The organism is Amycolatopsis sp. NPDC051045 (assembly GCF_040682955.1).
GTDB lineage: Bacteria > Actinomycetota > Actinomycetes > Mycobacteriales > Pseudonocardiaceae > Amycolatopsis.
The window spans coordinates 20,575-42,922 of the sequence record NZ_JBFBCC010000027.1 but is presented as its reverse complement, the minus strand read 5'-3'; the positions used below and the strand labels follow the sequence as shown (position 1 = coordinate 42,922).

The window sequence follows — 22,348 nt, the reverse complement described above, 5'->3', positions numbered from 1 at the left end:
CCTTGCGCGGTTCGGGGGCCTGTGTCCGCATCATCGCAGATCCACCCGGCCGCCGATCGCGTTTCCCCGGATCGGGCGCTCAGCCGCCGGCGAGCTCCACGGTGACGGTGCAGGTGTCCCCCACATCGAGGCCTTCGGCTTCGCGGACGGCCCGCTTGACGGGCAGCACGTAGGTGCCGCGCGAGCCGTCCGGGAAGATCGACGTCTGCCAGTTGGTGGCGCCGACGGTCACCCGGACGCGCACCGATCCGAAGCCACGCCGCGGCTCGGCGGCGCGCTCGCGGACGTCGTCCGACGCCTCGGCGGGCAGGCTGACGAAGGTCCAGCTGTCGGTGCGCCGCGCGTCCCATTCCCAGAGCTCGGCGTCGAAGACGACGGTCAGAGACATGGCGGCCGGTAGCCGTCGACGCGCAACCCGCGGAACTCCAGCTCGTTCGGCGTCTTGCCGACGAACACCAGGCCGCGCGCCTCCTTCAGCGCCGAGGCGAACGAGTACGACGGCGTGCCCAGCTCGGGCAGCGATGTCCACCGGTGCGGCGCGAAGCCGAAGAACCGCGTCACGATCTTCCCGCCGGTCGACGGGACGAGCGTGAGCCACTTGTCCCCGCCGCTCCAGTGCGACGCCGGGCGCAGCTGGACGTAGAGGTCGTCGGTCGCGCTGTAGGTCATCAGGAAGCCCGCCGACCGGGACAGGTCGGCCTGCGCCTCGAACCGGTTGCCCAGCCACACCACGGCCACGTGCCACTCCGCGTTGAGGAACGTCACCTTGGCCGCGTACCGGCGTCCCTCGGGCACGAGCAGGCTGCCGGTCGCCGGGACCGTGGCGCCCTCGCCGCTGGCGAGCCACTGCTGCAGCCGGTCGATCGACGGTGTCGCGCACTCGTGACCCGGCCGGGCGGAGGCCGCCGCCGGGGCGATCAAGGGGACCACCAGCAGGGCGGTCAGGATCGAAAGCGTTCTGGTGAAAGGAAACCGACCGCGCATTCCCGGCAAGCTAGCACCGCGGACGGCCGAGCACCACCTACCCGGAAGTGACGGCAGGCCGCACGGCTAGGCTCTTCGTCGGCGAAAACGACCACCACTTTCGCCGACGCATGTGCACCACGACGCGGGGAGAACAACCCATGCTGGACCGAGCGGTCATCGACGCCCTCTTCCCTGCCGACCTGCCCGAACCCGAGCACTGGGAGCAGCGCTACCCCGCCCGCGACCTCCCCGACGGCGCGCTGGTCACCCGCTTCGGCCCGTCGCCGACCGGGTTCGTGCACGTCGGCGGCATCTACGTCGCCACCATCGACCAGGACCTCGCCCGCCGCACCGGCGGCCGCTACCTCGTGCGCGTCGAGGACACCGACCAGTCCCGCGAAGTCGAAGGCGCACTGGAGCAGTTCGAGCGCGGCTTCCGCTACTTCCACCTCGCCGCCGACGAAGACCTCGGCCGCGGCGGCGACTACGGCCCCTACCAGCAGTCCGCGCGCGAGCAGATCTACCTCACCTACGTCCGCCACCTCCTCCGCCAGGGCAAGGCCTACCTCGACTTCGCGACCAAGGAGGAGCTGGCCGCCATCACCCAGCGGCAGCAGGCCACCAAGCTGCCCACCGGCTACTACGGCAGCTGGGCCATCTGGCGTGACGCCGACCCGGCCGACGTCCAGGCCAAGCTCGACGCGGGCGCCCCGTACGTCGTGCGGTTCCGCGCCCCGGACGACACCGGCGCCCGCGCCCGCTTCACCGACGCCATCCGCGGGCCGCTGGAAGCCGAGGCCAACCGCAACGACGTCGTCATCCTGAAGAGCTCCGACCAGAGCCCCCGGCTGCCGACCTACCACTTCGCCCACGCCGTCGACGACCACCTGATGCGGATCAACCTGGTCGTCCGCGGCGACGAGTGGATCTCGTCGGTCCCGGTGCACCAGCAGCTGTTCGACGCGCTCGGCTTCGAGCCGATCACCTACGCGCACATCGCGCCGCTGATGAAGCAGGAGGGCGGCAGCAAGCGCAAGCTGTCCAAGCGCAAGGACCCGGAAGCGTCCGTCGACTTCTACATCGAGGCCGGCTACCCCGCCGAAGCCGTCCTGTACTACCTGCGCGGCCTCGCCAACGGCCGGCTCGCCGAAATGCCGCTCGAGCAGGCGCTGACCGAGCCGATCAACCTCGACGAGTGCGGCGTCGCCGGCCCGCTGGTGGACCTGGTCAAGCTGGACGACATCGCCGCGGATCACATCGCCACCCTGTCCGGCGCCGCGATCCTCGACGCCGTCCGCGCCTGGGCCGGCCGGTTCGACCCCGAGCTGCGCCGGGTCCTCGACGACGAGCCCGACCTGGCCCTGCGCGCGCTGGCCGTCGAGCGCGACGGCGCCGAGAACCCCCGCAAGGACCTGAAGAAGTGGAGCGAGTTCCGCGCGGTCTACGGCTTCTTCTTCCCCCAGCTCCACGCGGCCGTCACCGGTCCCGACGACGAACGCATCGCGGCCCTCGGCGTCGACCCCGCGGTCGTCCAGGCCGTGGCCCGCGACTTCGCGGCCGACTACCGCCAGCTCGACGACGGCCAGGAGTGGTTCGACCAGATCCGCGCGGTCGCGGCCAAGCACGGTTTCGCCCGCAACGCCAAGGAGTTCAAGAAGAACCCCGAGGGCTACCCCGGCTCCATCCGCGAGGCCTCCCAGATCATCCGCATCGCCCTCACCGGGTCGACGCGCAGCCCCGACCTGCACGCCATCACGCAGGCACTGGGCCAGGAGGAAGTCCTCGGCCGGATCGCCGCGCTCACCAAGTAGCGGCGGGGGCTCCGCCGGGAGCCGCGCGCGCCCAGTAACGGCGGGGCCCCCGGGAGCCGCGCGCGCCAAGGAGCAGCGCGCCTCCGCCGGGGACCGCGCCCACTAGTAGGGCCGGGCTCCACCGGGAGCCGCGCTCGCCAACAAGCAGCGGGCCACCGCCGAGAGCCGCGCGCCAAGGAGGCCGCGGCGGTCGCCCGGCCCCGAGGTCGGCGAGCGTCAGGCGTCGCCGGTGTGGCCCGCGTCGTCCTCGAACGGATGGAAGCGGAAGCGCACCATGCTCGCCGGCCGGGCCCCGGCGCCGCCGTCCGCCACCGCCGTGATCAGCCCCGCCGCGTCCTCGCCGTCGAGCCGGGCCAGGAGGCGGGCCAGCGCCTCCGGCGCCCCCGCCGGTTCCGACGGCGTCTGGATCAGCGTGCGGTGGAGGATCCCGACGTCCCAGCCGTCGCCCCTGCCGCTGCCCGCCGCGGTCCGGATCGTCGCGTCGAACAGCCAACGCGGCGGCTTCCCGGTCAACGCCGGTGTCGCGTGCGCCGTCAGGCCGACGACCTGGTCGGCGCGGAGCAGGCCGTCACTGAGCGTCGCGAGCCAAACTTTGGTCAACCCCATGGATCAACGGATAACACCCGGCCGGCGCGGCCGCAATCGCCCGGCCGGTCCGACCTGCGCCTGCCGCCATGGCACGGCCTCGGTGCCGGGCGCGGGGCGGGCGTGAGATGCTCGACCGCGCAGGCAGGCCTAAGGCGGGAGGCGCAGCGGGTGACCAGCTGGATCGACGTGATCAACTTTGTCCGGACGCGGTACGAGGTCCTCGAGGAATCGGAGGACTGGCTGCGGTTCCGGCTGGAGGGCCCGCGGGACCGGACCCAGCAGGTGACGGTGCACCACCTCGCCGAGCTCGACGGCGGCTCGTGGATCGAGATCTCCTCCCCGGTCGGCTGGGCCGACGCGGTCGACCTGCGGCGGCTGCTCGAGCTCGCCGGCGGCTCGGCCGTCGGCGGCGCGGCGGTGGTGGACGGCGTCGCGCTGCTCAAGCACACCGTGCCCCTGGAGGACCTCAGCATCCAGGAGGAGTTCGAACGCCCGCTGAAGGCGGTCGTCGCCCGCGCGGACGCCTTCGAGCACGAGCTCACCGGCGCCGACGACTTCTGACCGTCCACACCGGACGCGGGGCTCCACATCGAGCGTGCCGACCGAGGCGTCGTAGCCGATCGAGGCGATGCCGGCCGACTCCACGGGCCGCCGCTTCACTCCGCGCGCCGGGCCCGGTCGGTGCGCCGGCGGTTCTCCTTCTCCAGCGCGGTGACGAGTTCGTCCTTGGACATCCGCGACCGGCCGGGGATGCCGAGCTGTTTGGCGCGCTCGTAGAGGTGCTGCCGGCTCGCGGTCGCGTAGACGCCGCCGCGGGTCGGCCGCTCGGGCTGCCCCGCACCGCCGGCGGCCTGCTCGTCCGACGGGCCGCGCTCCGGCTTCGGCTCCCAGTGGTCGCCGACCTTCTCGAAGGTGTGCTTCAACGCCGCGTAGGCGGTCTGCTGGGCCCGCCTGCCGGGTCCGTAGGTCCGCAGCGCGGAGTCGTGCGCGGCCACCCACGTGTCCTGCGCCTTGCGCGGCGACCGCAGCAGGGTGCTGGGCAAGTCTTCGCGTCCGGGCATGCCGCCTCGGCTACCCCGGCACCGGAGTGGCGAAACGGCGAGGTGCGGCGTTCTCGGCGACGAACAGGGCACCTGACACCGCACCCCCGCTCAAGCCCGTCACCTCACCGCCAGCCACCACGGCGGCGACGAAACAGCTGCCCTCCGATCGCCCCTCACGCCCCGCCCAGCGTGGCGAACCGATCGCGCCGCCGTGGCTGTTACCGTCCGAAGAGGACCAAACGGACCGTGGTGAGCCTCCCGTGAGGCGCCGCACCCGGATCCGGCATCCTGGTGGCCGGTGTTGGCGGGAACGAGGGGACGCGAGGGAAGAATGGGTGCTTCGCCCGATTTGACCGTACCGGCGAGTGTCGAAAGCCCGGTGGCGGCGCGCCCACCCGCGTCCGGTGTGGCCCGGTGGCTGCTGGAGCACCGGGTGGCCCCCGTCGGCCGCGCGGGCGGCGAAGACCACGGCACGCCGCAGGCCTGGTGGAAGGTCATGTGCCTGACCGGCGTCGACTACTTCTCCACCCTCTCCTACCTGCCCGGGATCGCCGCGCTCGCCGCCGGGGCGCTGTCGCCGCTGGCGACCCTGCTGATCGTCGCCCTGACGCTGCTCGGGATGCTGCCGATGTACCGCAGGGTGGCCCGCGAAAGCCCGCACGGACAGGGCTCGGTGGCGATGCTGGAGACCCTGCTGCCGTTCTGGCGGGGCAAGCTCTTCGTCCTCACCTTGCTCGGGTTCGTCGCCACGTCGTGGATCATCACGATCACGCTGTCCTCGGCGGACGCCACCGTGCACATGCTGGAGAACCCGTACCTGCCGGGCTTCCTGCACGGCCACGCGGTGCTGATCACCGTCGTGCTGCTGCTCGTCCTCGGCGGTGTGTTCCTGCTCGGCTTCAGCGAGGCCGTCGGGGTCGCCATCCCGCTCGTCGCGGTCTTCCTGCTGCTCAACGGCGTGGTGACGGTGGCCGGGGTGATCGACCTGCTGGGCGATTCCGCCGCCCTTTCCCGCTGGACGGACGCGCTGACCGCCGGCGGTGGCGGCTTCACCGGCGTGCTCGGCCCGGCCGTCATCGCGTTCCCCATGCTGGTGCTGGGCCTCTCCGGGTTCGAGACGGGCGTGAGCATGATGCCGCTGGTCGCGGCCGAGGGGAAGACCGCCGAGGAGAAGCTGGAATCGCGGATCCGCAACACGCGGAAGCTGCTGACCGCCGCCGCGCTCGTCATGTCGGTGTTCCTGATCGCGACCAGCTTCGTCACCACCGTGCTGATCCCGGCCGAGGCGTTCAAGGACGGCGGCGAGGCCAACGGCCGCGCCATGGCCTACCTCGCCCACCACGAGCTCGGTGAGCTCTTCGGGACCGTCTACGACATCAGCAGCGTGCTGATCCTGTGGTTCGCCGGCGCCTCGGCGATGGCCGGGCTGATCAACATCGTCCCGCGGTACCTGCCCTCCTACGGGATGGCGCCGGAGTGGGGCCGCGCCGTCCGGCCGGTCGTGCTCGTCTACACCGCGATCAGCGTCCTCATCACCATCGCGTTCGGCGCCGACGTCAACGCCCAGGCCGGCGCCTACGCGACCGGGATCCTGGCCATGATGGTCTCCGGCGCGGTGGCGGTCAGCATCTCGGCGATCCGGCGGCGGCAGCGCGGCGCCGCCGCCGGCTTCGTCGTCCTGACGCTGGTCCTGCTGTACGCCCTCGTCGAAAACGTCATCGAAAAGCCCGACGGGATCGCCATCTCGGCCCTGTTCATCGTCGGGATCATCATCGTCTCGCTGGTGTCGCGGGTTTCGCGGACGACGGAGCTGCGCGCCGACCGCATCGAGTTCGACGAGGAGGCCCGCCGGTTCATCGCCGACTCGCTGGACCACGACGGCGCCTTGAACATCGTCGCCAACAAGCGCCAGGGCGGCGACCACGCCGAGTACTCCGCGAAGGAAGCCGAACAGCGCGGGATGAACCCGGTGCCCGGGGCCGCCGACATCCTGTTCCTCGAGATCGACGTCGTGGACCCCTCGGAGTTCAGCAACGTGCTCCGGGTGCGGGGCGTCGAGATCGACGGCTACCGGATCCTCCGCGCGAACAGCCCCGCGGCGCCCAACGCGATCGCCGCGATCCTGCTCACCCTGCGCGACGTGACCGGCGTCCGCCCCCGCTGCTACTTCGAGTGGTCCGAAGGCAACCCGCTCGGGCACCTGTTCCGCTACCTGCTCCTGGGCCGCGGCGACACCGCGCCCGTCGTCCGGGAAATCATCCGCAGCATCGAAAAGGACCCGGCCCGCCGCCCGGGCATCCACGTCGGCGGCTGAGGGGGCGGCCGGGCTTCACGCGCTGCCGGGACGGGTCCGCCGAAGTCGCCGGACCGCGCCCGGGGCGAGCCGCCGGACTGCCGGGTCGTGCCGAGCTCGCCGGGCGACCCCGACCGGCTCGCCCGAGAGCCGAACTCAACCCGCAGACCCCCTGAACCGCCTGGGGTCAGCGGGTCCTCATCTGCCGGCCGGCGGTGGGCCTGCCCGCCGCACCGGAGCGCGACCAGGCGCGCGAGCGGGTCCGCGCCCGTCCACCGGGCGTGGCGCGCGAGCGGGAGCCCGAGCCGGTGTTCGCGAGGGTCCGCGGGGCGCCGGGCGAGCCGGGCGGTCGGCAGCCGGAACCGGGCGGGGCCGGTTGACCCAGGAGTCGAACAGCAGGATCAAGCCCGCGAAGACCGCGCACCCGATCCCCAGCGCCACGTTGACCAGTGCACCGAGAATCCCGGCCACGAGCAGCACCGGCAGCACCGCCATCAGGCAAAACGGGTCGATCCGGCCGAACTTCGGGCGTGCCGGCCCCTCGCGGGGACTCACCTTGCGGTCTCCGGGTTCCTTGGCGCCATTCCAGCAGTATGCAACGACGGCACCCGGCACGGCCACCTGGTCGGGGTACCGGGGCGACCATGATCACACGGCGTGATCAGGCATGACGTTTTCACCTGTCCGCGGCGGTGGACAGAAACGGACAGGATTCGTGCGTATCCGGAGAGAGATCGCCGGTCCGTGGTGCAATGGCGACGGCGCCGAAAGGGGTACGCGCATGAGGAACGGCTTCCCGTCGCGGATCGGTTACACGCTTCTGGCCCTCGCGACAGCGTGCGGCGTGCTCGCCGGCACGGCCCCGGCGACGGCGAGCCCGGCGCCGCCACCCTCGCTGGAGTTCGCGAACCCGGACAGCCAGGCCCTGTTCGGCGCCGCCTACGCCGCCGCCCTGCAGAACCTCTTGCGCACCAACACCATCGGCTACGACGCGCGCTACAACCGCAGTGGCCTGCTGGATCCGGCCACCGGCATCGTCCGCGCGGGCGGCGGCTACGACCAGCCGTGGACGCGCGACGCGTCGGTCAACAGCTGGAACGCGACCAGCCTCCTCGACCCGGCCCTGGCGAAGAACACGCTCTGGGCGGTGGTGGACCAGGACTCGAGCGGCGCGCTGCGCGTGCAGCAGGACGACCAGCAGTGGGACCAGGTCGTCTGGGTGACCGCCGCCTGGCACCACTACCTGGTCACCGGCGACCCGGCCTTCCTCCAGAACGCCTACCGCACGGCGGCGACCACGCTGGCGATCCGCGAACACGCCACCACCGCCGGCTTCAACGCCACGTACGGCCTGTTCACCGGCGCCTCCTTCTTCAACGACGGGATCGCCGGCTACCCCGCCCCACCCGCCGACGCGACCGAGTCGGTCAGCACCGGGAGCATGCCGTGGCCCGGGGTGGCCAGCGGGATGTACCTGAGCACGAACGAGCTCTACTACGCCGCTTACGTCAACGCCGCCGCCATGGCCGAGAAGCTGCGCCGGCCGGGGCCGGAGATCGCCGGCTACCGGGCCAAGGCCACCGCGCTCCGGACGGCGATCAACCGGCACTTCTGGAACCCGGGCACCGGTCTGTACGACTACCAGCTGCTCGCCGACGGCTCCCGCGGTGCCTTCCAGGAGGGCACCGGGCTGGCGTTCGCCCTGATCTTCGGCGTCGCGAACCCGGCGCAGGCCCGCTCGATCCTGGCCCACGCCCGGGAACTGCCCTGGGGCATGCCCGACACCTTCCCGAACTGGGCGCGCTACAGCGACGCGCAGCCCGGCCGCCACAACGCGATCGTCTGGCCGCTCGTCCAGGGGCTGTGGGCGAAGGCCCTGGCCGGGCAGGGCGAGCCCAACGCGTTCGCGGCGGAGACGGCGCGCCTGGCCAAGCTGGCCGGCGGCAACAGCGGCTTCTGGGAGATCTACAACGGGACCACCGGGGTCGTCGACGGCGGCTGGCAGCGGCTGGGCGACACCGTGAAGTTCCACTGGGGTTCCGAGCCGGACCAGACCTGGTCGGCCACGGCGTTCCTCGACATGATCCACACCGGCCTGTTCGGGGTGACCTTCACCGACCGCGGGCTGTCCTTCGCGCCCCGCCTCCCGGCGGGCTGGGGGGACGTCACCCTGCGCACCCTCCGCTACCGCGCGGCGAACCTCACCGTCGCGCTGCACGGCGCGGGCACCACGATCCGCTCGTTCACGGTCGACGGCCGGCCCGCCCCCACCGAGCTCCCGGCCACCCTCACCGGCGACCACACCATCGACATCACCCTCACCGGAGCCCCCGCCGGCGACCGGGACGGCGACGGCGTGCCCGATGCGCAGGACCGCTGCGCCGACACCACGGGCACCGCCGCCCTGACCGGCTGCCCGGACCCCGCCCACCTCGAGGCCGAGGACGCCCGCAACTCCGGCGGGGTGAAGACGAACGTGAACCACACGGGCTACTCGGGCCGCGCGTTCCTCGACGGGCTTTGGGCGCAGGGCGCGGCGTCGTCCTTCACCGTGCACCGCACCACGACGGCACCGGAAAGCGCCGCGATCACCGTGCGGTACGCCAACGCCAGCAACGACACGCGGACCATGACCCTGTCGGTGAACGGGCAGACCGTCCGGCAGGTCGGCTTCCCGAAGGTCTCCGACAGCTGGGACGCCTGGGGCACGACGACCTTCACCGACGTCCCGCTCACCGGCCGGGACCCGGTGGTGACCCTCTCCTACGGGGCGGGCGACACCGGCTCGATCAACCTCGACTGGCTCGAGTACCGCCGCTAGCGGACCGCGAACACCATCCCGATGTCGGCGGCCTCCTGGACGGGGTCCTGCACGGCCTCGACCGCGAAGCCGCGTGCGGTGAAGACTTCGCGGACGGTGTCGCGGTTCCGCAGCCACCCTTCGACCTCGACGACGGCTTGGCGGACCAGCGGCCAGTGCCGGTCTTCGAGCCCGCGCAGCACGTCGAGCTCGGCGCCTTCGACGTCGACCTTGAGCAGGTCGATGCGCTCGACGCCCTGCTCGTCGAGCACCGCCGACAGCGGCCGGACGCGGACGCGGTGGGTTTCCAGCTCACGCATCACGCGCAGCTTGCGCCCGACGATCCCCCGCAGGATGGGCGCCGGCACGCGGCGCAGGGGCGCACCCAGCCCGCCGCGGCGGATCATCTCGACGACGCTGGCGGTGACCCGCCGCCGCTCGGCCTCGACGTTGGCCGCGTCCCGCCACGACGACGAAAAGATGGTCGCCGCCGGGAAGTAGCTGAAGTCCAGCTCGTCCTCGGCGGCCGCCAGCCCGTAGGGCAGCGCGGTCAGCCGGCCGCCGAAGAAGTCGCGGCCGTTGCGCTCCAGCGTCGCGTGGAGCGGCGGCAGCGGCTCGAACGCGTAGATCCGCACGTCCCCGTCCAACCGCTCGTAGACGGCCGCGGAGAAGACGCCGATGTTGGCGCCTACGTCGAGGACGGTCGCTCCGGGCGCGAGCTCCACCCCGTGGGCGAAGTAGGCACCCACCTCCTCGCGCAGGAAGGACACCTCCCACGGGTTGATGCTGTGCAGGTCGATCGTGTCCATGGTCACCCGCAGAGGCTTATCAGCATCGGGCTCCGCGGGGCACCCCCGTTCGGCGGCTACTCCGGACCTCGGCGCGAGCCCGGGCGGCGTACCACTGCAGCGCGACGATCAGCGCGAGCCCGAGTTCGACGACGTCCCCGCCGTAGTACATGAGCCGGGCACCGGCCTGCCGGTCCGCGACCGCGAGCAGCACGCCCGGCGGCGGGGTGACGTACAACGTCTTGGCCAGCACGGCGTGCGCGGCGGCGGCGCCGATCAATGCGCCGGCGCGGACGCCGAGCCCGGCCCGGTGGCGGAACGGGTCGAGCCGGCACACCGCCGTGGTGAACAGCAGCCCGGTCAGGAAGACGTGGACGTGCATCCACAGCGCGTCGCCGCTCGTCGCGTACAGGCCGGTCCGGTAGAGCAGCCACAGGCTGCCTGCCTCCAAGGCGGCCGCGACCGGTGGGAAGACCAGCACCCCTGCGGGCCGGGAGCCCAGGACGCGCTTGAGGCGGTGGCGAGCCGCCGCCGGAACCGCACGCAGCAGGAGGGTCACGGGGCGGGCGAGCACCACCAGGACGGGCGCCAGCATGCCCAGCACGACGTGCTGCACCATGTGCCCGGTGAACGTCGGCGCGCCCGGCACCAGCGCCGCGGCGACGCCGGCACCGAACACGACGTCCCGGAGGGGTGGCCACCGGTCGCCCCTGCGCCGCAGCCGCCACGCACCGGCTTCGTAGGCCGCGAAGGTGAACAGCGCGAGCCCTTGGTGAAGGACGTGGGCGCTCACGCCGCCTTCCGCGCGCCGCGCAGCAGGACCACCCCGGCCACGACCAGGAGCACCGCGACGACGTTCCACGTCCAGTCGTACGGCGTGAGGTCGACCGCGTAGCGGATCTGGTGCAGGCCGAGGAGCTTGTGCTGGATCGTGCCGTCGTACAGCTGGAAGGCGCCGGCGCCGGTCAGGACGCCGCCCGCGAGGGCGCGGCCGGAGAGCCGGTCACCCCGCCGCAGGTCGGCGACGAGCACCAGGCCGAACACCACGGCGAAAAAGCCGAAGGCGTGGAACAGCCCGTCGGAGACCAGGCCGGCGTCCGTGGTCGAGCGGTCGTAGAAGTGGTGCCAGTGCAGCAATTGGTGGAACACGGTCTCGTCGACGAAGGCCGCCACGCCGATCCCGGCGAGCACTCCCGCCCACGCCGAGCGGGCGGGGTGCCTCACTTCGTTCTTGACGCCGTCCGGCATCCGCACCACACCTCCGGTCCCCGGGCGCCCGCCCGGAAGTCGTTGCGGCTCAGCGTTCTTCCTCGACGTGCAGGGCGGCTTGTTCCGGCCCCGCGGCCACCGCGGAACCGGCTTCCACGCCCACCTGGTCAGGCTCGGTGTCGACCGGGAAGCCGTCGCCGTCGACCGGTTCCAGCTGGATCGGCTGGTCCGGGGTCTCGCCCGTGTCCGGGTCCGGGTCCGCTTCCTCGTCCGCCCGGGCGCCGAGACCGGCCGGGGGTACCTCCGCGGCCGGGTCCGGGATCTCCTCGTCGATGCGGTCGCCCAGCCCCCGCGGGTGGGCCTGCTCCCACGGGGTCATCCCGTACTTCGTCACGCCCGACCAGTGCTCCGGGGGGTCCATGCCCTCCTCGAGCGGGTCGGCGCGGATCCGGTCCTCGTCGAGGTCCTCGGCGCTGTTGAGCGCGGCCGGATCCGTCTCGACGGCGTCCGGTGCGCCGGTGTCCTGCGGCGGGTCATAGCTCTGATCCGGTTCGGTCATGTTCCCCGGACTTCCCGCTGACGCGACGGCGAAACACCGGCCGCCGGCAGCCTTCCCCGGTCCGGGCCAGCAGGACCACGCCCACGACGGCCACCGCCGCGGCAGGGACCCACACGAAAGCGTGACCCGGTTCGAGGCGTTCCCCGGTGAGCAGCCGGGCGGCGGGCACGGCGGCCAGGGGGTCGAGCAGCACCAGTGCGGGCATCGACCACGACAGCGCACCCCGGGCGTAGGCCTGCTGGCTGCCGAACTGCGCGAGCACCGCCACGGCGAGGGCCGCCCACAGTGCGCTGCCGGTCAGGGTGGCCGGCAGCCCGCGTTCGCCGAACGTCTTCACCGCCGCGGAGATCAGCACCGCCGCGACGCCCGCGGCGATCCCGGCCGCCGCCCCGCAGGCCAGCGCGCCCCACGGCCCGCGGCCGATCCGGCTGCACCCGGCGACCAGACCCCCGGCCAGGAGCACCGCGGCGACGACGGCGAACCAGGGCGGCAGGTGGGCGCCGTTGCCGGCGGCGGGGCGGGCCGCGACGAGGAAGACGGCCAGGCCACCGCAGGTGCAGACGGCCCCGATCCCGTCGAGCCGGGACGGCAGGCACCGATCGCGCACCGAGCGGATCGCCAGCGCGACGACCAGTCCCCCGGCGAGCACCGGCTGCACGATGGACACCGGCGCCAAGGCCAGCGCGACCACCTGCAGCAGGGTCCCCAGCACGGTGGCGCTCTGCCCCACCATCCACTTCGGACGCGTCACCAGCAGGCGCAGTTCGAGGCCCCGGGCGTGCGCACTGCTCGAAGCGGCCTCGTGCTGCAGCACCGATCCGACGGCGAACAGGACGGCGGCGGCCGCGGCGACCGCCGTTCCGGGGACGAAGGCGGCGATTCCGGCGGGGAGGGGCACCCGGTACGGGTACCCCGGGCCCCGGCAGTTATCCGGGCCGCGTTTGTGAGCCGGGGGAAGCGGTAACCGGGTGGTCCGGGAAAGCCCGTGCGACCACGAGGAGACCCTCATGCCCCGACCGGTGTCCGACCAGGTAGTCGTGCTGATGGGCGCGTCGAGCGGGATCGGGCGCGCCACCGCGCTCGCCTTCGCCGCCCACGGGGCGCGTGTCGTGTGCGCCGGACGCACCGCTCGCGCCCTCGACACGGTGGTCGAGGAGATCGCGGGCGCGGGCGGGACGGCCTTGGCCGTGCCCACCGACATCACCGACCCGGACGCGGTCCGCGCGCTGGTCCGCACGGCGGAGGAGCGGTTCGGCCGGATCGACACCTGGGTCAACCTCGCCGGCGTGTCCGTGTTCGGCCGCGTCGAAGACATCACCGACGAAGAGTTCGACCGCGTCCTGCGGGTGAACTTCCTGGGCCACGTCCACGGGGTGCGCGCGGTGCTGCCCGCCCTGCGCCGCACCGGCGGCGGCTCGGTGATCGGCGTGGCGTCGGTCGAGGGCGTGCGGGCGGTGCCGCTGCACGCGCCCTACACCGCCAGCAAGTTCGCCCTGCGCGGCTTCTACGACTGCCTCCGCATCGAGCTCGCGCAGGAGGGCGCGCCGATCGCGGTCACCACCATCCTGCCCGGCGCCATCGACACTCCGTTCTTCGAGCACGCACGCAGCAAGATCGGCGCGCTGCCGAAGCCCCCACCGCCGGTGTACGCGCCCGAGACGGTGGCGGACACCATCGTGTTCGCCTCGACGCACCCCCGCCGCGAGATCCCCGTGGGCGGGGCCGCGGTCGGGTTCTTTCTCGGCCAGCGGCTTTCCCCGGCGCTGACCGACGCGCTGCTGTCGCTGCGCCGGGTCGGCTCGCGCAGCTTCCGCAACACCCTGCCGGACAACGGCACGGACAACGTCGACTCCACTGTGGACGAACCGGGCCAGGTCCACGGCAGCCACCCCGGCAAGGTGGTGCGGCGCAGCGCGTTCACCAGGCTGGTCGGCACGCTCCCCCGCCCGGGCGACCTGCTCACCGCGGCGGTGTCGCGGCGGCACCGCACGACCGGCTGAGGATCGGCGGGCGCGCGTCGACGTGTTGCACGGCGGCGGGCGGCGGCGCGGCGACGGCGCCGTTCGGTGGATCCTCCCCCGCCCGTCGCCGTGGCCACGAGGACCGGGCTTCGATCACCGGCCGCCGGGGTAACCGCCTCCCATGACCGAATCCGAAAACCAGCCCCTGACCCCCGACGCCCCGCGCCCGCCCGGCACCCCGGAGATCGACCTCGACGTCGAAATCCCCGAAGCCGACCGGAAGGAACCCGACACTCAGGACGTCGAAGACGACGCGGGCGAGGTCGAACCGCCCAGCTGACCGGCCGGCCAGGGCCGCGCCGCGGTCATCAGGCCGATCATGCCCGCGACCAGCCGCATCTGGTCCACCGTTCGGATGTCCGCCTCGACGAGCCGGGGCGAGCACACCAGGATCGCCAGCGCCTGTGCCCGCGACAGCGCCACGTTGAGCCGGTTGCGGGAGAGCAGGAAGTCGAGGCCGCGCGGCAGGTCGACCGCCGACGACGACGTCATCGTGGTGATCACCACCGGGGCCTCCTGGCCCTGGAACCGGTCGACCGTGCCCACCCGGACGCCGGGGAACCCGGCCTCCTCCAGGGCCCGGGTCACCGTGCGCGCCTGGAGGTTGTAGGGCGCGACGACGACGATGTCGTGGTCGCCCAACGGCCGCCGGTGGCCGTGGTCGGTCCACAGGCGACCGTGCACTTCGGACACGATCCGGACGACGGCGGCCGCTTCCTCCACCGACCGGGTCGTGTTGCCGCGGTGGTCCACCTCGGTCAGGTACAGCCCGGCGGCGATCCCCTCCAGGGCGCGGTCGGCGGCCGAGGGATGGGCGTGCAGCCTTCCGGCGTACGACAGCTTCGACACCGGTTCGCACACGGCCGGGTGCATGCGCCGGGTCTCGTCGAGGAAGTACCCCAGCGAAGGCGGCATGATGTCGGCGTCGCCGATCAGGTGGCCCAGCGCCGAGGCCTCGGCGCCCGCGGGGTGCGTGCCCTGCACCACCTGGGGCAGCTGCTGCGGATCGCCCAGCAGCAGGACGTTGCGGGCGCACACCGACACCGCGAGCGCGTCGGCGAGGGCGAACTGGCCGGCCTCGTCGATGATCAGCAGGTCGAACGGTTCCTCGCGGATCGCGGCGTTGGCGAACGTCCACGCCGTCCCGCCGACCAGGTGCCCGGTGTCGTGCTCTTCGCGCCACTTCACCAACGCCGGGTTGCTCTTCGGCTGGTCCCACGGCGCGGCCGGGTCCGGTGTCTTCTTCGCGCGCTTGGCGCACGGCAGCTCCGGCGCGCTCTTCTTGGCCGCGCTCAGCACGTTTTCCACGGCCTTGTGGCTCGTGGAGGTGACCGCGACGGTCCGCCCCGCGCGCACGAGGTGGGCGATCAGCTTCCCGGCGAGGTAGGTCTTGCCCGCACCCGGGGGTCCCTGCACGGCCAGCGCCGAACCGTCGAGGGCGTCGACCGCCTCGATCACCGTGGCGACCAGGTCCTCCCCCGGCGCCGGCAGCGCCGCGCCGCCGCGCAGCCGCGGCGGCGTCCGCCGGAGCAGGTCGACGCCGGGGTGCCGCGGCAGCACCGGGAGGGCGTCGACGACCCGGCGGGCGAGCTCGGCGACCGCCTCGTCCTTGGGCGAGGGCCGCACCGGGCTGCCCGGCAGCACCGCGGCCGGCCGCTCGTTCGTGGTGGCGTCCGGCGGGCAGCTCTCCTCCAGCGTCAGCTCCACGGCCGACGCGGCGACGACCTTCGCGTCGCGGGCGGTGTCGCCGTAGCGCAGCCGCACGTCGTCGCCGGGGGCGAACGGGTGCGGCCGGTCGGGGTCGCACGCCAGCAGCAGCGTCCGCTTCGCGGTGCGGGCCCGCCCGGCCGGGGGCACCCACTCCCCCGCCTCCAGCGAAACCGGCACGGCGCAGGCGGTGTCCACTTCGAGGTCGCCGAGCGGGGCGGCCAGCTGGCGGAAGTACTCCCACCACGCCGGGTTGGTCTCGCGGCGGTGGTAGCCGACGGACGCCGCCAGCAGCGCGCGGGCCCGCTCCTCGCCGGTGAAGTCGCCCGGGTCGTCCGGCAGGCCCTCGAGGAGGGGGTCGACCAGCGCGGCCAGCTGCGCGGCCCGTTCGGCGCGCCGCTCGGCGGCGACGTCCTCCTCGGCCGCGCGCAGCAGCGCGTCCTCGGCGGTTTCCGCGGCCGGCTCCGGGACGTCGATCCCCGCGTCGGCGCGGACCCGGTGCAGGAACTCGAACAGCCGCTGCGCGGAGACGCAGTCGTCTTCGGTGTTCTCGCCGATGCGGCGCAGGACCTCGTCCGCGCGTTGCGGTTCACCGGCCTGCGCGAGCGCCAGGTACTGCTCGTACGCGTCGACGTCCGACACGGCGGTCTTGCCGCGGGCGCCGGGCTGGTAGAGCGGCTCGAGGTGCCGGATCGAGTACGACCGCTGCGACACCCGCAGCGCCTTGCGCACGACCGCGTGCAGGTCCACGACCGCACCGCTGCGCAGCAGGTGGTCGACGGTTTCCTCGCGCGTCCCGTGCACCGCCGCCAGCCGCTTGATCGCGGTGACCTCGTACGGCGCGTAGTGGTAGACGTGCGAGCCGGGGTGCTCGGCGACCCGCGCCGCGGCGAAGTCGACGAACTCCTCGAACGCGCGCCGCTCCTGGGCGCGGCTGTGCGCCCAGAACGGCGTGAACTCCCGGCCGCCGACCGCGCCGAACAGGTACTCGAGGCCCTCGCCGGCGAGGGCGTGCGGATCGCCCGCCAGGTCGACGAACACGTCGCCCGGCGCGGGGGCCGGCAGGGCGGCCAGCTCGTCCGGGTCGACGACCTCGTAGGCCACCTCGCCGGTGGTGTCCTGCCGGACCTGCAGCGCGGCCTGGGCGCGCAGGGTCGCGAACGCCGTCACGGACAGGTCCCGCGGCCGGTCGCCGGGACCGGCCGCGGCCAGCGCGTCGATCGAGCCGAGCCCGGCGGCGACCAGTTTGCGGCGCTGGTCGCCGCGCATCCCGGCCACGAGCGAGAGGTCCCGGTCGGCTTCCCGCGCGGCCGCGCAGTGCCGGGCGAAGCCGCAGCCGGCGCAGGCCGGGCGTTCGTCGGCCCACAGCGGCACCGGCAGCCGCGGCGGCCGGGCGGCCAGCCGGGTCCGCAGCCGGTCCACCAGGGGCCGGAAGTCCTCGACGCGCAGCGTCCGGGTGCCGCCGTCGGTCAGCCGCAGGTGCAGGTGCGGCCCGGCGGGCCAGCCGGCGCGGGTGATCGCGTCGGCGCAGGCCGTCAGCCGGACCACCGCGGCCGGCGTCGCCTGCCGGACCGGCGTCGCGTCGTAGACCTCGTAGCGGCCTTCGCCGTCCTGGACGAGGAAGTCCGCCTGCGCCGAGAACTCACCGTCGAGGAAGACGGCCCGGTGGATGACCGGTACTCCGGAGCGCAACGCCTCCTCCGTCGCCTTCGCGGCGAGCGCGGTGTCCTGGACGTCGATCTCCGCGACCTCACGCCCACCGGCGCGGAATCCGGCGAGCATCGCCGTGGCGTGCCCGCGCCGCGGGTCCGGTTCGGCGGGCGTGGGCCGCGGCGCTCCCGGCAGGTCCGCGGCCAGCGCCTGGAGGAGGATGCTGCGGTGCTCACAATCGAGCAGGTCGGCGAGATCGGCTGGGGTGAGCATCGCCGCGAAGTCTGACACGGCCGATCATCAGGGCCGGAGCACGCCGTCCCCGACACGCCGGGCGTGCGCCGAAACTTTCGGGAATTCCCTGGTATATCGCCAATTCTTGACAGCGCGGACCACGCCCGCAATAGTGCGAGAACCGAACTGAATACTCGTGAACACGATGGGGGCGCCGTGTCTTCCAGCGACGAGAACGAGCAGAGCCGGCTGCGCCGGCGTTCCTTCCTGATCGGCAGCGGAGCTGTCGTGGCCACCTCGATGTTCGGTGCCGCTCCGGCACAAGCGACTCCGCCGAGCGCCTTCCCAGGCGATTACGACGGCTCGGACCTGTGGCTGCGTTACGAGCGGGTCGCCGATCCCGGCCTCCTCGCCCGCTACCGGGCCGCGCTCGGCGCGATCGTCGTGGAGAACGCCGGGCAGACCCCGGTCCACCGCCACACGGCGAACCTGAGCATGGCCCCCGGCTCCACCGAGCACCTGGTGGAAAGCACCCTGGAAGCGGCGCGGGACGAACTCGTCCGGGGCCTCGGCGGGTTGCTGGGGCGGTCCGTGCCGGTGCAGGGCGGGTTTCCCGACCGGGCGGTGGTCGTCGGCACCCCGGACAGCTCACCCCTGGTGCGCCGGCACGTACCCGCGCACGACCTGGCGCCGCTCGGTGACGACGGCTACCTCATCCGCTCGCTGTCCCGGGGCGGGCACCGCGCGATCGTCATCGCCGGCAACACCGATCTCGCCGCCCTGTACGGGACTTTCGCCTTCCTCCGGCGTCTCCAGGCCCGGCAACCCGTCACGAACCTGGACCTCTCGTCGGTCCCCAGGATCAACCACCGGTACCTGAACTACTGGGAGACCGAGCGCCTCTACGCCGGGAACAACCCGGCCGGAACCGGCGGGCTGAACGGCGAAAACGGGGCGATCTTCGACTTCACCGCCACGGGCGCCGCCGCCGGGCTGAACCTGCCGGTGATCCTCGACCGGTACCTCGTGGCGGCGCGGGCGATGGCTTCCGTCGGCATCAACGGCCTCACGATCAACAACGTCAACGCGAACAGCTTCTACCTCACCCCGGCCGCCATCGAGCAGGAAGCCGCCTTGGCGGACGCACTGCGCCCGTACGGGATCAAGCTCGCCGTCTCCATCAACTACGCGGCCCCGACGGACGCCCGGTTCGCGCCGGACACCCTCACCCGGGAACAGCTGGATCCCTACGGCGCCGAGTTCCGCGACTGGTGGACCCGCCGGGCCCGGCAGCTGCAGGCCGCGATCCCCGACTTCATGGGGTTCACCGTCAAAGCGAACTCCGAGGGCCAGCCGGGTCCCCAGGACCTGGGCTACGACCACGGTGACGGCGCCAACGGGATGGCGGCGGCGGTGGCGCCGCTCGGGATGCGGATCTTCTGGCGGACCTTCGTCTACAACGCCGACGTGGACGCGGACCGGCTGAAGCGCGCGTACCTGGAGTTCGGCCCCATCGACGAGGAGCCCCAGCCCGACGGCACGAAGGGCCGGTTCGCCGAGAACGTGTTCCTGCAGACCAAGAACGGCCCGCTCGACTACCAGGCCCGGGAGCCGGCCAACCCGCTCTTCGGCCGGATGGAACACACCAACCAGGCCCTGGAACTGCAGGTCACCCAGGAGTACACCGGACAGAACACGATGCTGTGCTACCTCGGCCCGCTGTGGGAAGAGGTCCTCAAGTCCGACACGTTCGCCACCGACGAGCACGGCCGGCTGCTGGCGAAGCGCCTGGTGGGGCACGTGGTGGACGGCACGGCCCAAGGCCACCCGGACAGCGCCATCGTCGGCGTGGCCAACTTCGGCAACGCGGACAACCTGACCGGGCACCACTTCGCGCAGGCGAACCTGTACGCCTTCGGCAGGCTGGCGTGGGACTGGACCCTGGACGCCCGCGGCATCGCCGAAGACTGGGTCCGGCTGACTTGGGGCAACCGCGACTTCGCCGTCCGGACGATCGTCACGATGATGATGGGTTCCCGGGAGGCGCTGGTGAGCTACCAGACGCCGCTCGGCGTCGCGCACCAGTTCCGGTCGAGCGACCACTACGGCCCCAACCCCGCCGAACGGCTGGCGCGAGACGACTGGAGCCCGGTGTACTACAACCGGGCCGACCGCACCGGGCTCGGCTACGACCGCTCCCCCACCGGCAGCGGCTTCACCGCGCAGTACTTCCCGGTGCTCGCGGCCCGGTACGCCGACATCGAGACCGTCCCCGAAAACCTGCTGATGTGGTTCCACCACGTGCCGTGGGACCGGCGGATGCGCACCGGCCGGCTCTTCTGGGACGAACTGGTGTACCGGTACCAGACGGGCGTCCACTACGTGTCGTGGATGCGCCGGGCTTGGGACTCGCTCGAACCCCACGTCGACGCCCGGCGCTTCGCCGAGGTGCGGGCCAAGCTCGCCGCCCACGAGGCCGACGCGGGCACCTGGCGCGACACCTGCGTGCGCTACTGGCAGGAGTTCAACGGCCTGCCGATCCCGACGGACGGGCCGCTTTCGATCAAGATCGTCGTCGGCGGCCGGACGATCGGCGGCTTCGACGCCGGCGCGCCGTCGTCCACCATCCCGGTGGCGGCCGGCACGTCCCCGGAAATCACGAAGGTGGTGCCGGTCGATCCGGCCGCGAAGTGCGAGCTCATCAGTCAGGCGCACGGGGTCCCCGGGCGCGCTGTGGTGCGAATCACCGCGAACAGTTTCTTCGGGCCCATCCTCAAGGACTATGTCTTCGACCTGGTGGTAGCCACGCACTGAGCTCCGGGAACCGCGCGACGCCCGGCTCCGTTGTCGTATCCTACGGCTCCGTAAGTTACGGTCGCGTAGGTACGGAAGGACGTCCCATGCCGGTCCCCGAAACCACCCGCCTGCTGCACGAGCTGGAAGGCACGGTCGAAGAGAACCTCAACCGGCACCTCGCCGTCGCCCAGGAATGGATGCCGCACGAGTACGTCCCGTGGAGCCAGGGTCGTGACTTCGCCGAGCTGGGCGGCGAGCCGTGGGACCCGGAGCAGTCGCGGGTGACCCCGATCGCGCGGACGGCCCTGGAGGTCAACCTCCTCACCGAAGACAACCTGCCCAGCTACCACCGCGAGATCGAGCGCGCGTTCGGCCGCGACGGGGCGTGGGGCACCTGGGTGCACCGGTGGACGGCCGAAGAGGGCCGCCACGGCATCTGCATCCGCGACTACCTGCTGGTCACCCGCGCCGTCGACCCCGTCGAGCTGGAGCGGATGCGGATGGAGACCATGCAGGCGGGCTACGACACCGGCGACAAGCCGCTGCTGAACGTCTGCGCGTACGTCTCGTTCCAGGAGCTGGCCACCCGGCTCTCGCACCGCAACACCGGCCGCTACACCCAGGACCCGCTGGCCGAGCGGCTGCTGGCCCGGGTGTCCACGGACGAGAACCTCCACATGGTCTTCTACCGCAACCTGGTCAAGGCGGCCCTGGAGATCTCCCCCGACGCGATGGTGCGCGCGATCACCGACGAGGTCCTGAACTTCGCGATGCCGGGAGCGGTGATCCCGAGCTTCCAGCGCAAGGCCGCGCTGATGGCCAAGGCCGGCATCTACGACCTGCGCATCCACCACGACGACGTCGTCCTGCCGCTGCTGCGGTACTGGAAGGTCTTCGACCTGACCGGCCTCGGCGCCACCGGGGAAGCCGCGCGGGAGGAGCTGGCCACGTTCGTCAAGGGGCTCGACACGCAGGCGTCCCGGTTCGAAGAGCGTCGTGACGCGACCGCCGCACGGCGCGCGGCCCGGGGCATAGTGGACGCCTGAGCCCCACCGCCGGAGGTCGCCCGTGCCGCACCGAGGTCGCGTGCCCGGCGCCACCGGGCCGGTGCTGGGACGCGCGCTGCGCGTGCTCGAGGCCTTCTCGCCCGACCGGCCGGCGCTGCGGCTGAGCGAGGTCGCGCGCCGGGCCGGGCTGCCGGCCGCGACCGCGCACCGGCTGCTGCGGGAGTTCTGCGCGTGGGGCGCGCTCGAGCGGGACGAAACGGGCGTCTACCGGGTCGGGCTGCGGTTGTGGGAGCTGGGCTCGCTCGCGCCGCGGGGCCTCGGCCTGCGCGAACGGGCCCTGCCGTTCCTGGAGGACCTTTCGCAGATCACGCGGGAAAACGTCCAGCTCGCCGTCCGCGAGGGCACCGAGGTGGTCTTCATCGAGCGGATCGCCGGGACCGGCGCGGTGCCCGTGCTGACCCGCGTCGGCGGCCGGTTCGCGTTGACCGCGACCGGGGTGGGGCTCGTCCTGCTCGCCCACGCCCCCGCCGAGGTGCAGGAAGACGTCCTCGGCCGCCCGATCGAGCGGTACACCCCCGAAACCGTCACCGATCCGGACCGGCTGCGGCACCTGCTGGCCGACGTGCGCACCCACGGGTTCTCGATCAGCGAGCGCCAGGTGACCCTCGACAGCCTCTCCGTCGGCGCGCCGATCCACGACACCCGCGGCCGGGTGGTGGCCGCGGTGTCCCTCGTCGTCCGGTACGGCAGCGCCTCGCCGCACGCGCTGGCTCCCCTGGTCCGGACGAGCGCCCGGGCGATCTCCCGCGCCCTCGGCTGAATTTTCCATCTTATGGAATCGCCCTTCGTGGCGGCGGCTCGTCCGCGGAGTCTGTG

General features: G+C 72.9%; 19 protein-coding genes. 9 read left to right on the top strand and 10 right to left on the bottom strand.

Going from position 1 to position 22,348, the window contains the following annotated elements:
- Positions 1-79: 79 nt before the first annotated feature.
- On the bottom strand, positions 80-382 hold the full coding sequence (locus tag AB0M80_RS38270; protein ID WP_364574806.1) for a DUF1905 domain-containing protein: 303 nt from the start codon (positions 380-382) through the stop codon (positions 80-82).
- Complete coding sequence (locus AB0M80_RS38265; protein ID WP_364574726.1) at positions 379-984, bottom strand: hypothetical protein; 606 nt, start codon at positions 982-984, stop codon at positions 379-381. The genes AB0M80_RS38270 and AB0M80_RS38265 overlap by 4 nt, the downstream gene beginning before the upstream one ends.
- A gap of 140 nt (positions 985-1,124) precedes the next feature.
- Between AB0M80_RS38265 and AB0M80_RS38260 the strand changes: the two genes are divergently transcribed.
- Complete coding sequence (locus AB0M80_RS38260) at positions 1,125-2,777, top strand: glutamate--tRNA ligase family protein (RefSeq protein ID WP_364574724.1); 1,653 nt, start codon at positions 1,125-1,127, stop codon at positions 2,775-2,777.
- A gap of 216 nt (positions 2,778-2,993) precedes the next feature.
- Here the strand turns inward: AB0M80_RS38260 and AB0M80_RS38255 are convergent, their stop codons facing one another.
- On the bottom strand, positions 2,994-3,383 hold the full coding sequence (locus tag AB0M80_RS38255) for a hypothetical protein (RefSeq protein WP_364574722.1): 390 nt from the start codon (positions 3,381-3,383) through the stop codon (positions 2,994-2,996).
- 150 nt (positions 3,384-3,533) lie between these two features.
- On the opposite strand from AB0M80_RS38255, the gene AB0M80_RS38250 reads away from it, so the two are divergent.
- The gene (locus AB0M80_RS38250) at positions 3,534-3,926 is read left to right on the top strand and encodes a hypothetical protein (protein WP_364574720.1); all 393 of its coding nucleotides are present in this window, start codon (positions 3,534-3,536) and stop codon (positions 3,924-3,926) included.
- Positions 3,927-4,021: 95 nt separating this feature from the next.
- Here the strand turns inward: AB0M80_RS38250 and AB0M80_RS38245 are convergent, their stop codons facing one another.
- A complete protein-coding gene (locus AB0M80_RS38245) occupies positions 4,022-4,426 on the bottom strand; it encodes a ChaB family protein (protein ID WP_364574718.1) in 405 nt (134 codons plus the stop codon).
- A gap of 313 nt (positions 4,427-4,739) precedes the next feature.
- On the opposite strand from AB0M80_RS38245, the gene AB0M80_RS38240 reads away from it, so the two are divergent.
- Both AB0M80_RS38240 and AB0M80_RS38235 read left to right on the top strand, forming a co-directional pair.
- Complete coding sequence (locus AB0M80_RS38240) at positions 4,740-6,722, top strand: amino acid transporter (RefSeq protein ID WP_364574717.1); 1,983 nt, start codon at positions 4,740-4,742, stop codon at positions 6,720-6,722.
- A gap of 760 nt (positions 6,723-7,482) precedes the next feature.
- The gene (locus AB0M80_RS38235) at positions 7,483-9,522 is read left to right on the top strand and encodes a glycosyl hydrolase family 65 protein (protein WP_364574715.1); all 2,040 of its coding nucleotides are present in this window, start codon (positions 7,483-7,485) and stop codon (positions 9,520-9,522) included.
- On the opposite strand, the gene AB0M80_RS38230 is transcribed toward AB0M80_RS38235, so the two are convergent.
- The 5 genes from AB0M80_RS38230 to AB0M80_RS38210 are packed head-to-tail and all read right to left on the bottom strand — an operon-like array spanning position 9,519 to position 12,955.
- Positions 9,519-10,310 carry an FkbM family methyltransferase gene (locus AB0M80_RS38230; protein ID WP_364574804.1) on the bottom strand — a complete coding sequence of 264 codons (792 nt, stop codon included), beginning with the start codon at positions 10,308-10,310 and terminating at the stop codon, positions 9,519-9,521. The genes AB0M80_RS38235 and AB0M80_RS38230 overlap by 4 nt on opposite strands.
- Before the next feature lie 19 nt (positions 10,311-10,329).
- Entirely contained in the window at positions 10,330-11,082 is a 753-nt protein-coding gene (locus AB0M80_RS38225; RefSeq protein WP_364574713.1) for a cytochrome c oxidase assembly protein, read from the bottom strand.
- Positions 11,079-11,537, bottom strand: a complete 459-nt coding sequence (locus AB0M80_RS38220) for a DUF2243 domain-containing protein (protein ID WP_364574711.1) — start codon at positions 11,535-11,537, stop codon at positions 11,079-11,081. Before AB0M80_RS38220 ends, AB0M80_RS38225 begins: the two co-directional genes overlap by 4 nt.
- 49 nt (positions 11,538-11,586) lie before the next feature.
- Positions 11,587-12,057 (bottom strand): hypothetical protein, encoded by a 471-nt coding sequence (locus AB0M80_RS38215; protein ID WP_364574709.1) that lies wholly within the window; start codon positions 12,055-12,057, stop codon positions 11,587-11,589.
- A complete protein-coding gene (locus AB0M80_RS38210) occupies positions 12,032-12,955 on the bottom strand; it encodes a DMT family transporter (RefSeq protein WP_364574707.1) in 924 nt (307 codons plus the stop codon). Before AB0M80_RS38210 ends, AB0M80_RS38215 begins: the two co-directional genes overlap by 26 nt.
- Positions 12,956-13,064: 109 nt before the next feature.
- On the opposite strand from AB0M80_RS38210, the gene AB0M80_RS38205 reads away from it, so the two are divergent.
- Positions 13,065-14,057, top strand: coding sequence for an SDR family oxidoreductase (locus AB0M80_RS38205; RefSeq protein WP_364574705.1), 993 nt, complete (start codon positions 13,065-13,067; stop codon positions 14,055-14,057).
- 142 nt (positions 14,058-14,199) lie between these two features.
- Positions 14,200-14,358, top strand: a complete 159-nt coding sequence (locus AB0M80_RS38200) for a hypothetical protein (RefSeq protein ID WP_364574703.1) — start codon at positions 14,200-14,202, stop codon at positions 14,356-14,358.
- Here AB0M80_RS38200 and AB0M80_RS38195 read toward each other — a convergent pair.
- On the bottom strand, positions 14,313-17,708 hold the full coding sequence (locus tag AB0M80_RS38195) for a TM0106 family RecB-like putative nuclease (RefSeq protein WP_364574701.1): 3,396 nt from the start codon (positions 17,706-17,708) through the stop codon (positions 14,313-14,315). The genes AB0M80_RS38200 and AB0M80_RS38195 overlap by 46 nt on opposite strands.
- 177 nt (positions 17,709-17,885) lie before the next feature.
- On the opposite strand from AB0M80_RS38195, the gene AB0M80_RS38190 reads away from it, so the two are divergent.
- From AB0M80_RS38190 to AB0M80_RS38180, 3 genes are all read left to right on the top strand, one after another.
- Positions 17,886-20,483, top strand: coding sequence for an alpha-glucuronidase family glycosyl hydrolase (locus AB0M80_RS38190; protein ID WP_364574699.1), 2,598 nt, complete (start codon positions 17,886-17,888; stop codon positions 20,481-20,483).
- Between the two features lie 86 nt (positions 20,484-20,569).
- Positions 20,570-21,511 (top strand): acyl-ACP desaturase, encoded by a 942-nt coding sequence (locus tag AB0M80_RS38185; RefSeq protein ID WP_364574697.1) that lies wholly within the window; start codon positions 20,570-20,572, stop codon positions 21,509-21,511.
- A gap of 22 nt (positions 21,512-21,533) precedes the next feature.
- Positions 21,534-22,292 (top strand): IclR family transcriptional regulator, encoded by a 759-nt coding sequence (locus AB0M80_RS38180; protein WP_364574695.1) that lies wholly within the window; start codon positions 21,534-21,536, stop codon positions 22,290-22,292.
- The last annotated feature ends 56 nt before the right edge of the window (positions 22,293-22,348 follow it).